This window comes from Kribbella albertanoniae (genome assembly GCF_004348455.1).
In the GTDB taxonomy this organism is placed as follows: domain Bacteria; phylum Actinomycetota; class Actinomycetes; order Propionibacteriales; family Kribbellaceae; genus Kribbella; species Kribbella albertanoniae.
The window spans coordinates 23742-33896 of the sequence record NZ_SMKA01000065.1 but is presented as its reverse complement, the minus strand read 5'-3'; the positions used below and the strand labels follow the sequence as shown (position 1 = coordinate 33896).

General features: G+C 67.6%; 11 protein-coding genes and 1 pseudogene. 5 read left to right on the top strand and 7 right to left on the bottom strand.

Features of this window, described 5'->3' with window-relative positions:
• Window positions 1-316: pseudogene (locus E1261_RS16695) on the bottom strand (hypothetical protein); the annotation flags it as partial.
• A 60-nt stretch (window positions 317-376) separates the two neighbouring features.
• Here E1261_RS16695 and E1261_RS16690 point away from each other — a divergent pair.
• Window positions 377-970, top strand: coding sequence for a TetR/AcrR family transcriptional regulator (locus E1261_RS16690; protein WP_132407655.1), 594 nt, complete (start codon window positions 377-379; stop codon window positions 968-970).
• Here E1261_RS16690 and E1261_RS16685 read toward each other — a convergent pair.
• Window positions 967-2253, bottom strand: coding sequence for a glycoside hydrolase family 1 protein (locus E1261_RS16685; protein WP_132407653.1), 1287 nt, complete (start codon window positions 2251-2253; stop codon window positions 967-969). The two genes, E1261_RS16690 and E1261_RS16685, sit on opposite strands and share 4 nt — an antisense overlap.
• Window positions 2254-2414: 161 nt before the next feature.
• Between E1261_RS16685 and E1261_RS16680 the strand changes: the two genes are divergently transcribed.
• Window positions 2415-3095: a GOLPH3/VPS74 family protein gene (locus E1261_RS16680; RefSeq protein WP_132407651.1), complete on the top strand. Its 681-nt coding sequence runs from the start codon at window positions 2415-2417 to the stop codon at window positions 3093-3095.
• Here the strand turns inward: E1261_RS16680 and E1261_RS16675 are convergent.
• The 3 genes from E1261_RS16675 to E1261_RS16665 are packed head-to-tail and all read right to left on the bottom strand — an operon-like array spanning window position 3092 to window position 6584.
• Entirely contained in the window at window positions 3092-4642 is a 1551-nt protein-coding gene (locus tag E1261_RS16675) for an AMP-binding protein (RefSeq protein ID WP_132407649.1), read from the bottom strand. The genes E1261_RS16680 and E1261_RS16675 overlap by 4 nt on opposite strands.
• A gap of 9 nt (window positions 4643-4651) precedes the next feature.
• Complete coding sequence (locus tag E1261_RS16670) at window positions 4652-5776, bottom strand: DUF5938 domain-containing protein (RefSeq protein WP_132407647.1); 1125 nt, start codon at window positions 5774-5776, stop codon at window positions 4652-4654.
• Window position 5777: 1 nt separating this feature from the next.
• On the bottom strand, window positions 5778-6584 hold the full coding sequence (locus tag E1261_RS16665; protein ID WP_132407645.1) for an SDR family NAD(P)-dependent oxidoreductase: 807 nt from the start codon (window positions 6582-6584) through the stop codon (window positions 5778-5780).
• A gap of 171 nt (window positions 6585-6755) precedes the next feature.
• On the opposite strand from E1261_RS16665, the gene E1261_RS16660 reads away from it, so the two are divergent.
• The gene (locus E1261_RS16660) at window positions 6756-7385 is read left to right on the top strand and encodes a TetR/AcrR family transcriptional regulator (protein ID WP_132407643.1); all 630 of its coding nucleotides are present in this window, start codon (window positions 6756-6758) and stop codon (window positions 7383-7385) included.
• A 21-nt stretch (window positions 7386-7406) separates the two neighbouring features.
• Window positions 7407-7946 (top strand): hypothetical protein, encoded by a 540-nt coding sequence (locus tag E1261_RS16655; protein ID WP_238176257.1) that lies wholly within the window; start codon window positions 7407-7409, stop codon window positions 7944-7946.
• On the opposite strand, the gene E1261_RS16650 is transcribed toward E1261_RS16655, so the two are convergent.
• On the bottom strand, window positions 7934-8314 hold the full coding sequence (locus E1261_RS16650; RefSeq protein ID WP_238176256.1) for a hypothetical protein: 381 nt from the start codon (window positions 8312-8314) through the stop codon (window positions 7934-7936). The two genes, E1261_RS16655 and E1261_RS16650, sit on opposite strands and share 13 nt — an antisense overlap.
• 152 nt (window positions 8315-8466) lie before the next feature.
• Entirely contained in the window at window positions 8467-9180 is a 714-nt protein-coding gene (gene deoD / locus E1261_RS16645; RefSeq protein WP_132407639.1) for a purine-nucleoside phosphorylase, read from the bottom strand.
• Between the two features lie 39 nt (window positions 9181-9219).
• Between deoD and nudC the strand changes: the two genes are divergently transcribed.
• Window positions 9220-10143, top strand: a complete 924-nt coding sequence (nudC, locus tag E1261_RS16640; RefSeq protein ID WP_238176255.1) for an NAD(+) diphosphatase — start codon at window positions 9220-9222, stop codon at window positions 10141-10143.
• Window positions 10144-10155 lie beyond the last annotated feature (12 nt).

Sequence of the window (10155 nt, the reverse complement as noted above, 5' to 3'; positions counted from 1 at the left end):
GGGCCTGGGGCGGTCCGGGGACGAAGACTCGGGAGGCCCATTCGACGTACAGGTGCTCGATGTCGGCGTACCGGGATTCGGTGGCGAGGGCGGCGCAGACGCGGAGGACGCGGAGGGACTGGCGGCTGGTTTCGAGGGCGATGGCGGCGATGAAGTCGGGGAGGCCGGCGGCCTGGGTTTCGCCGTCGCGGAGCCAGAGGCTGTAGGGCTGGAGGCGGAGGGTGAGGCCGCGCTGGGGCGCGACGGCGGTGAGCCAGCGGACGGTCAGCCAGCTCCAGGGGCAGGCTGGGGCGGCCGCGAGTACTAGGTCTTTCATCAGAGTCTCCATCTCTTCGTCATAGTAGGACTATGATCAACAGAGTGCTAGATTCCTTCCGTGGCTGTCAAGGAGGAATCGCATCGGGCCCGGCAGGCGCAGGAGACGAAGGCGCAGGTGGCGCGGGCCGCGCGGGAGCTGTTCGCCGAGCAGGGGTACGTCGTGACGACGGTCACCGCGATCTCGGAGGCGGCCCGGATTCCGGCGCAGACGATCTACTCGGCGTTCGGGAACAAGCCGGCGATCCTGCGCGAGATCGCGGGGATGTGGATCGCCGAGGCGGACACCCGCCGGCTGTCGAACGAGGCGCTCAAGATCGAGGATCCCGCCGAGCGGTTGCGGAGTGCGGCGCATTGGCAGACGAGGCAGTTCGAGACCGGCATCGACGTGATCCGGATCTACCAGGAGGCCGCGCGGGCGGACGCCAGGATGGCTGCGGAGATGCAGCGCGTCTGGGCGGCGCGGGAGCACGAGCTCGAGCTGTTCCTGCAGTCCTTCGGTGACCAGCTCACGGACCGCGCGCTGGATCTCTTCCTGGCCTGTACGGCGACCGAGATCTACCAGCTGCTCGTCCTCGACCGACTTTGGCCGGTCGAGGACTACGAGGCCTGGCTGGGCGACACTCTGGTGGCGCAGCTACTCCTGACGCGTTAAGGCGCGCGCGGCGGGAAGAGGCAGCTGGTGAGCAGGGTGACCAGTGAGCAGACGGACTGGCGTTTGACCGGGGTGTAGCTCGACGGCACGCCACCTGAGGCCGCGATGGTTCGGTAGGTGTCTACAGCGTCGGTGGGCGTCCGGGTGAGGGCAGGGTCCGTCGCAGCGTTGACGGTGTACAGGCCGAAGCGTGGCCGGTAGCTGCCCCACTCGTAGTTGTCGGTGATGCTCCAGTAGTTGTAGCCGATCACGTTCATGCCGTCGGCCCGTGCGCGCTGCATCCAGTACACGTGGTCGCGGAGATGCTCGGAGCGCGTGTGCCCGTCGGCGCGGGGTGCACCGTTGTCGGTCGACATGCCGTTCTCGACGATGTACAGCGGCAGTCCGGGGCGGCGGTCGTGGTAGTACCGCAGCGCGTGGTAGATGCCGTCCGGCTGCGGATCCACCTTCCAGAACTCGCCTTTGGCGGCATGGATCGCCGACCAGTTGTCGAGGCTCAGTCCGTAGTAGTAGTCGATGCCGATGTAGTCCAGCTTGTCGGCGATCCGGTTCCAGAAGGCCAGATCGACCAGTCCCTCGGCGGCCGGGATGAATGCGACGTTGCTGGACACAGGAGCGCCCGGATCCAGCTGATGGATGACGTCGTACACGCTGCGGTGCGCTGTGACGAGCCGGTCGAACATGAGTGGGATCAGCAGCGGATTCACGCCGCCGTTGGTGACTTCCTGTTGCACGTACGCCGTTGGCTCGTTGAAGGTGATCCAGTATGCGCCCTGTCCGTGCAGCCGGTGGATGACGTGGCGGGCGTAGGTGAGCCAGTCGCTCACCACGCCGGCGCCGGACCAGCCGCCGCGATCCGCGACCCAGCCCGGGTACACCCAGTGGTCGAGGGTGATCATCGGCCGCATGCCGGCCGCCCGGATCCGCCGTACGACGTCCTCGTAGTAGGCCAGCTCGGTCTCGTTCCAGCTGCCGGGGGTCGGCTGGACGCGTGCCCATTCGATGCCGAAGCGGAAGACCTTCAAGCCCATCCCGGCGGCCAGCGCGATGTCCTCGGGGTAGCGGTTCCGGAAGTCGACGCCGTTGCCGTACGGCTCCTTGGTTGCGGCGTACCGCTTCCAGTTGCTGTCCGGGCCCGCGCCCTCGGACTGGAAGCCGGAGCTCGCCACGCCCCAGAGGAAGGAGTCCGGTAGCGGTGGGACGCCGGGTGCGGCGGTAGCGGCGGTCGGTATGGACAGCAGGCAGGCGATCAGGCCGAAGGCGGTGAGAACGCGAGTGATCATGGCAGGTGCTCCCCTCAGTCCTCGATAAAACTGACAGAAATTCAGTTATCACGCAATGGGTGAGTGCCGTCACGCTGTGCAGTGACCGCCCTGCAGACGGATGCTGGAGGTAATCCGCGCGGTGGATGTGCGGCAACCAACTGGTTATTTACGTTATGGGCATGTTGATTGCCGAGGACCTGTTGCTCCTGATGTACGACGACGAGACGGGTAAGCCGATCGTCGGGTCGCCGAAGCTGGAGTACGCGCTCGGTGGTGCGCTGCTGATCGAGCTGACCACGCTCGGCAAGGTGGACATCACTGCCGGCGGCAACGGCGAGCGCCCGGGCCGCCTGAAGGTGCTGGACACCTCGTCGACCGGTGACGCGATTCTGGACGACCGCCTCGCCTTTGTGGTCGGCAAGGCCGGGAAGAAGCCGAAGGACGTTCTGAGCGGCCTGTCGAAGAAGGTGCGCGACCAGCTGCTGGCTCGTCTCGCCGAGCGCGGCATCCTGGCGGCGGAGGAAGGCAAGGTGCTCGGACTGTTCCCGGTCACCCGCTGGCCGGCCAAGGACGCGCAGCACGAGGGGGAGGTTCGGGCCGCGCTGGAGAGCGTGCTGAAGGTCGGCACCATGCCCGACCAGCGCACCGGTGCCCTGATCGCGCTGCTGAGCGCACTGGACGTCGTACCGAAGGTGATCACCGATGCGGTCGACAAGCGGCAGTTGCGCGCCCGCGCCAAGGTGATCGCCGACTCCGACTGGGCCGCGGCCGCGGTGAAGAAGGCTGTCGCTGAGATGCAGGCTGCGATCACCGCAGCCATCGTGGTGTCCGCGACCGCAGGTAGCGCCGGCAGCAGCTAGTCGAGCCGGGCTTTGATCTCGGGCTTGAGGACCTTGCCGACCTTGGAGCGCGGCAGGTCCGTCCAGACCAGCACTTCCTTGGGTGCCTTGACGCTGCCGATCCGTGCCTTCGCGAACGCGATCAGCTCGGCCGGGTCGGCGGTAGCACCCGCTTGCAGTTGGACGACGGCGACGACCCGTTCGCCCCACTTCTCGTCCGGGCGGCCGATGACTGCACAATCCTGTACTGCGTCATGAGTCATCAATACTTGCTCAACCTCAGTCGAGTACACATTGAATCCACCAGTGATGATCATGTCCTTGGCGCGATCAACTATGTACAAGTAGTTGTCCGCGTCGAGGTAGCCGATGTCCCCGGTGTGATGCCACCCGTACGCCGATGCTGCCGCCGTCGCCTCGGTATCGCGGTAGTAGCCGCGCATCACGAGTGAGCCCCGGACCACGATCTCGCCGCGCTCACCCGGTGGCAGCAACTGCCCGTCCGGCGCCATGATCGCCGTGGTGACGAGTGCGGACGGCCGCCCGGCGGAGGCGAGCCGATCGCGCGCAATGTTGCCTGAGGCATCGAAATGGTCCACCGGTGGCAGGATCGAGATCATCATCGGCGCCTCGGTCTGGCCGAACAGCTGCGCCATCACCGGACCGATCCGCTGCAACGCCTCCTCGAGCCGGGCCACCGACATCGGCGCGGCGCCGTACCAGAAGCACTGCAGCGACGAGAGGTCCGTGCTGTCCAGCTCCGGGGCCGCGAGCACCATGTAGATCAGCGTGGGTGGCAGGAACGTGTGCGTCACCTCGTGCTGCGGGATGAGCTTGAGAAACGCATGTACGTCGGGGGTGCGCATGATGACGATCTCGCCGCCGGATGCGAGCACTGGGAAGCAGAGCACGCCAGCGGCATGGGTGAGGGGTGCGAGCGCCAGGTAGACCGGCCGCACGCCGAAGGGGTAGCCCATCAGCGTGAGAGCAGTCATGGTCTCCAGATTGGTGGTGGTGAGCATGACGCCCTTGGGCTGACCAGTGGTGCCACCGGTGCCGACGATCATGGCCAGCCCCGACAGCTCGTGCAAGTCAGTGGTCGACTGGGACGGGCCCCCGCAGAACCCGTCCCAGCCGACAGTCCGGTCACCGTGGGGGTCGGTGCCGGAGGTCGGATCGGCATCCAGGCACACGAAGGTGTGGACCTTCGGTAGCGCATCCCGGATCCGATCCACCAGTGGCGCGAACGCCGACTGGTAGATCAGCACTTCACAGTCGAACCGGTCGAGCAGTTCCCGGTTCTCGGCCGCCTCGTTGCGCGGATTGATCGGGCACCAGACGGCGCCGGCCCGGCTGATCCCGTACACGCAACTGAACGCGATCGGGTCGTTGGCGGACAGGATCGCCACCTTGCCGCCGGGCCGGACACCGCTCGCCGCCAGTCCACTTGCGATCCGGTACGACAGGTCCTGGACATCGGCATACGTCAGCGTCTCGCCGTCGGTGGTCAGGCAGGGCCTGTCCGCGCCGAGCGAGGCGCCTTTGTCCAGGTAGTCGACCAGACGCATGGCGGTCGCCTAGCTCACCACGGTCAGCTGCGGCTCGGCCACCAGCCCGAAGCTGCGCAGTACGCCGAGCAGCTCCCGGTGGCCGAAGGCCTGACAGCCACTGGCGAAGCCGACTCGTTTCGGCGGTGTCTGCAGCAGCGAGTACGCCGCGTACGCCTGCAGGAGACCGGTCTGCTGGTAGTTGCTGTTGCCGTGGATCACACAGTGCGCCCGCCCGAGCGGACCGGAGGCGTGCACCGAGTCGAGGGACTTGTTGACCCGCGGGTTCTCCCGGGGCGGCATCTGGTCCATCACCTGGCGTGCGGTCGCAGTGAGCGCGGCGTCGCGTTCGGCCGGAGCCATGTCCTTCGTGGCTTCCAGTGCGGCCGCCACGATCTGCGGTACGCCGTTCATCAGCGCAGCGTTGAACACACCACCCTGCGCCTTGCAGTTGGCGACCCGTGGATCCCGCTTGAACCAGACCGGGTGTGACGTGCCACCCCATGGCAGTGACAGCGCCAGCTCATGCTGACCCGGTACGACGAGTGGAACCAGCCCCTGCTCGGGGAATTCGACGTACTGGTTCTGCTCGAGGAAGTGTGCCTTTGACGTCGCAGCGTTCACCAGAATCGTGCGCGTCGAGGCGATGGTCGGGCTGCCGCCCCAGAACACCGCGATGTCCAAGGTGTCGAGCCCTGGCTGCTCCAGGCAGAGCTGTGCGGCGATTTCGCCGGTCGTGTACATCTGGGCGATACCAGGAGCCAGCAGGAGACCCGCGTCGGCGAAGCGCGCGCCGTACACCTCGTCGCAGGTGATCAGCCAGTCCTGCTCACCAGTGGTGTCGGTGTAGTGCGCACCTGCCGCGAGAGCTGCCTCGACGGCCGCAGGACCGAGCTCACTGAACGGTCCGACCGTGTTGAGCACTACTGATGCGCCCTTGAACAGATCGGTGAGTGCTGCCACGTCATGGTCGACTGTGGCGATCTCGTAGTCGGCTGTCTCGATGCCGGCCACATTCGAGCTCATCGACGACTTGAGCTTGTCCTCGCTGCGCCCGGCGGCCACGAACGGGACGCCGTACTGGCGGAGGTACTCACAGACCAGACGCCCGGTGTAGCCGGAGGCGCCGTACACAACTACTGGCTTAGCAGCCATGTCACATCCCCATTCCGCCGTCGACCGGCAGACCGATACCGGTGATGAACCGGGCCTCGTTCGAGGCCAGGAAGACGACTGCGTCGGCCATGTCGGTGACCTCGCCGAGCCGTCCGGCCGGGGTCAGTCCGATGACCGCACCGACCGCCTCCTCCGGGGAGCCGAACAGACCGAGCTCCGCGACGTCGTTCGCCAGGCCGGCGCCCATCGCGGTCGGGACGAGTCCGGGGTAGATGCAGTTCACGCGGACGCCGTACCCGAGCTTGCCGGACTCCATCGCGGCGACCCGGGTGAGCCGGTCGACCGCGGACTTGGTGGCCGAGTAGACCGCGATCCCGGGGAAGGCGATGGTGGCGGCGACCGAGGAGATGTTGATGATCGCGCCGCCCTGTCCGGCCAGGCCGTCCGGCCGCATCGTGCGCAGGCCGTACTTGATCCCCAGCGTGGTCCCGAGGATGTTCACGTCGAGCATCCGGCGGATCTGGTCCGCGGTGACCTCGGTGAGCAGGCTGGTGATCTCGATCCCGGCGTTGTTCACCAGGATGTCCAGACCGCCGAGTACGTCGGTGGCCGCGACGACGGCGTTCTCCCAGCTGCCCTCGTCGGTCACGTCGTGGGCGACGAACCCGTTGCCGGCACCGTACTCGCGGTCGAGCGCGTCGGCGACCGCCGCGCCCGCGTCCTTCTGCAGATCGGCGACGACGACCTTCGCGCCCGCCGCGGCCAGTGCCTTGGCCATCCCTTCGCCCAGTCCCTGGGCCCCGCCGGTGACAAGGGCCTTACGCCCGGAGAGATCGAGTCCGCCCATCGGGGAGCTCCTTTGCTGAGTGGCTGCGGAGGGTGATTGGGGCACCACTGTGGACCCGTTCTTTGACAGTCGTCAAGACTTTGCTGGACACTTGTCAAGAAGTCGCCCTGCCGCGGGAAGTGCCTGGCCTGCGGCAGGTAGGCTGACGCAGATATCGGCGAGAGGAGGGCGATGAGCTCAGCAGCAGACGTCACCCCGGCGGGCCGGGTGTCGGGGATCGACAAGATCGAGCGCCGCCGGATCGCGCTGGCCGAGTCCGCGCTGAAGACCCTGGGCGAGCTCGGCTACGCCCGGACCAGCCTGCGCGAGATCGCGAACAACTCCGAGTTCACGCACGGCGTCGTGCACTACTACTTCCGCGACAAGATCGACCTGATCAGCTACTGCGTGCGCTACTACAAGACCAAGTGCGCCCAGCGGTACGACGAGGTCGTGGAGACCGCCACCACGCCCGACGAGCTCGGTGCGGGGTTCCTGGCGAAGATGACCCAGACCCTGGTCGAAGAGACGGCCATGCACCGGCTCTGGTACGACCTGCGCGCCCAGAGCATGTTCGAGGAGCAGCTGCGGGCCGATGTGGTCGCGATCGACCAACTGCTGGAAGAGATGATCTGGCGGATCCTGAGCCGGTACGCCGAGCTGCTCGGAGCCAAACCGTCGGTCGACGCAGCGACGGCGTACGCGCTGATGGATGGTCTGTTCGAGCAGGCCGTGGTCGCCTTTGCCGATGACCCGACCGGTGCGCCCGAGCGCTTGGTCCAGCGCGTCGGCCAGGTGCTGCCGAAGCTCATCACGACCTGAGAGCGTTCTAGGCTGCCACCCGTGATTGTGAAGCGGGTGCGGTCGGAGCCGGGTGGACTGGTCGATCTGGAGTTCACCGCGGACGGGTGGACGGCGACGCCGATTTTCGGCCGCCGGATGGACCCCTCGCTGTGGTGCGTCGTCGGAATGGCCGGTGCGCTCGTGCTGGCGTGGCTGGTCGGCAAGGCCGGGCTGCCTGGGCTCCGTACGGCGTTCCTGATCGTGGCCGCGGCCGGTCTGATCGCTGCGGTGATTCTGCTCGTGGTGGACCGAGTGGGCGACCTGCTCGGGGTTGCCTCGATGACCACACGGGCGCTGGCCCGGCGGCGGCTGCGTCGGGAGGCCAAGGGGATCACCGACGACCTGATGGAGATCGTCCCGTTTCCGGAGTTCGTCCCGGCGGTCCGGGTGCAACAGGCGCGGGTGATCCGGGAGGTGCGCGGAACCGCCGTCGAGTTGATGCTCGACGACGGCTCCATCAGACGCTACCTACGCACACGGTCTGGGCTGGTCGAGCCCTTCCAGCGCCTACTGGGGGAGCGGTTCGTTCACTCCGCCTGACAGGCCGTTTTGCACAGCTTGTCGGTCACCGTCAGGTGCACACCGGGCTCTTCGGTGTCCACCTCGGCCGCGTAGCTCACCAGCCAGTCGCCTGCGGTCATCTCCGCGGTCGGCTTGCCCTTCTGCGCGCCGAACCAGGACGTGATGTCCTGCGGCTGGCTGATGTGGGCGATCTCCAGCACCTTCGGCAGCACCTTGGCGACCTCGGCAGCTGCCTTGTCGGCCGGCCCGCTGGCGTTCACCGACACGACGGGTGGCCGCGGGTGGTCGCCGTTCAGGATCGAGACCGATGCGGCGCCCGACGTACAGAGCGCGTACGCCTCGTCGGTGCCGCACTTGAAGCCGGCACTGGTCAGCCCGGCGACCACTGCGGTCGCTTTGACCGGTGCCAGGTCTACGGGAGCAGACGAGGTGCCGGACGGCGGTGGGATGTCCGGGTCGGTAGCGTCCGGCTTGTTCGACGAGCAGGCGGTCAGCAGCAGGAGAGCGGCGATGGCGGTGGCCGCGCTCCTGGCCCGGCTCAGACCGGCACCTCGATCGCAGCATCGAGGGCGATCGTGATCATCTCGGAGAAGGTCGTCTGCCGCTCCTCGGCCGACGTGATCTCCTTGGTGATCAGGTGGTCCGACACCGTCATGATGCCGAGCGCCCGGCGGCCGAACTTGGCAGCCAGCGTGTACAGCGCCGCGGCCTCCATCTCGATCCCCAGTACGCCGTACTCCGCGGTCCGCGAGACCAGGTCCGGACGGTCGTTGTAGAACACGTCACCGGAGAACACCTGGCCGACGTGCACGTTCAGCCCGGCCGCCTCGGCGGCGTCCACCGCGGCGCGCAGCAGGTGGTAGTCCGCGGTCGGCGCGTAGTCGATGCCGTGGAAGCGCAGCCGGTTCATCTGCGAGTCGGTGCTCGCGGACATCGCGATGATCACGTCCCGGACCCGCACGGCCTCGGTCAGCGCCCCGCACGTCCCGACCCGGATCAGGGTCTGTACGTCGTACTCCGCGAACAGCTCGTGCGCGTAGATGGAGGCGGACGCCTGGCCCATGCCGGAGCCCTGCACGGAGATCTGCTCACCCTTGTAGGTGCCGGTGAACCCGAACATGTTCCGGACCTCGGTGTAGCAGATCACGTCGGACAGGTAGGTCTCCGCGATCCACTTGGCCCGGAGCGGATCACCGGGGAACAGCACCCGCGGTGCGATCTGCCCAGGTTCGGCGGCGATGTGAATACTCATGCGGGGATGCTCTCACGCGGCCGGGATATGTTGAGAGACGTGGCCTATTCCATCGCTCCTGGTTCGTTAGCCCTGTCCCGCTCGGTCCTGGACCGCGCCGCCGATCGACGGCGCGACGACGCCTGGCTGGAGAAGGCCTGGGCGGCCCCGGACACGCAGGTGACCGTGGTGGCCGCCGACCAGCTGCAGGTGACCGACGACCGGACCGCGCTGCGGCTGATCGCTCCGTCCGAGGCGCCCGAAGGCAACCGGGTCTTCCTGGGCATCGACCGGGAGTCCGGCGCCGGTCAGACGGCCGAGGGCCGCGCGGTGTTCGCAGTCGTCGTCCAGGACGAGCCGGACGAGTCGTATGCCGGGCTCCGGGAGCTGGGGGCGCTGCTGAACGACCGTGAGGCCGGGATGGCGGTCCACATCGTCGGGCTGGCCAACTGGCACGCCGTCCACACCCACTGCGGCAACTGCGGTGAGCACACCGTGGTCGTCGAAGCCGGCCACGTCAGGGACTGTCCGGGCTGCGGCCTCCGCCACTTCCCGCGGAGTGACCCGGCCATCATCGTTCTGGTCACCGACGACCAGGACCGGGCCCTGCTCGGGCGCAACGCGTCCTGGCCCGAGGGGCGGTACTCGACACTGGCCGGGTTCGTGGAGCCAGGGGAGTCGCTGGAGGCCGCCGTACGGCGTGAGGTGCTCGAGGAGTCCGGTGTGGTTGTCGGGCCGGAGGTCGTGTACGCCGGGAGCCAGCCCTGGCCGCTGCCGTCGAGCCTGATGCTCGGGTTCTACGCGAAGGCGACCGGTACCGACATCGAGGTGGACGGTGACGAGATCTCCGACGCGAGGTGGTTCACCCGGGAGGACCTCCGTGCGCTGGTCGAAGCCGGCACGATGGCCCTCCCGGGCAACATCTCGATCAGCCGCCGCCTGATCGAGGGTTGGTACGGCGAGGAGCTCACCGGAAGCTGGTGAGCTGTTGGGCCC

What these genes read in the sequence shown, in the direction of transcription:
- E1261_RS16685 (WP_132407653.1), bottom strand. Translation starts at nt 2,253, where the DNA reads ATGATCACTCGCGTTCTCACCGCCTTCGGCCTGATCGCCTGCCTGCTG.
- E1261_RS16680 (WP_132407651.1), top strand. Translation starts at nt 2,415, where the DNA reads ATGTTGATTGCCGAGGACCTGTTGCTCCTGATGTACGACGACGAGACG.
- E1261_RS16675 (WP_132407649.1), bottom strand. Translation starts at nt 4,642, where the DNA reads ATGCGTCTGGTCGACTACCTGGACAAAGGCGCCTCGCTCGGCGCGGAC.
- E1261_RS16670 (WP_132407647.1), bottom strand. Translation starts at nt 5,776, where the DNA reads ATGGCTGCTAAGCCAGTAGTTGTGTACGGCGCCTCCGGCTACACCGGG.
- E1261_RS16665 (WP_132407645.1), bottom strand. Translation starts at nt 6,584, where the DNA reads ATGGGCGGACTCGATCTCTCCGGGCGTAAGGCCCTTGTCACCGGCGGG.
- E1261_RS16660 (WP_132407643.1), top strand. Translation starts at nt 6,756, where the DNA reads ATGAGCTCAGCAGCAGACGTCACCCCGGCGGGCCGGGTGTCGGGGATC.
- deoD (WP_132407639.1), bottom strand. Translation starts at nt 9,180, where the DNA reads ATGAGTATTCACATCGCCGCCGAACCTGGGCAGATCGCACCGCGGGTG.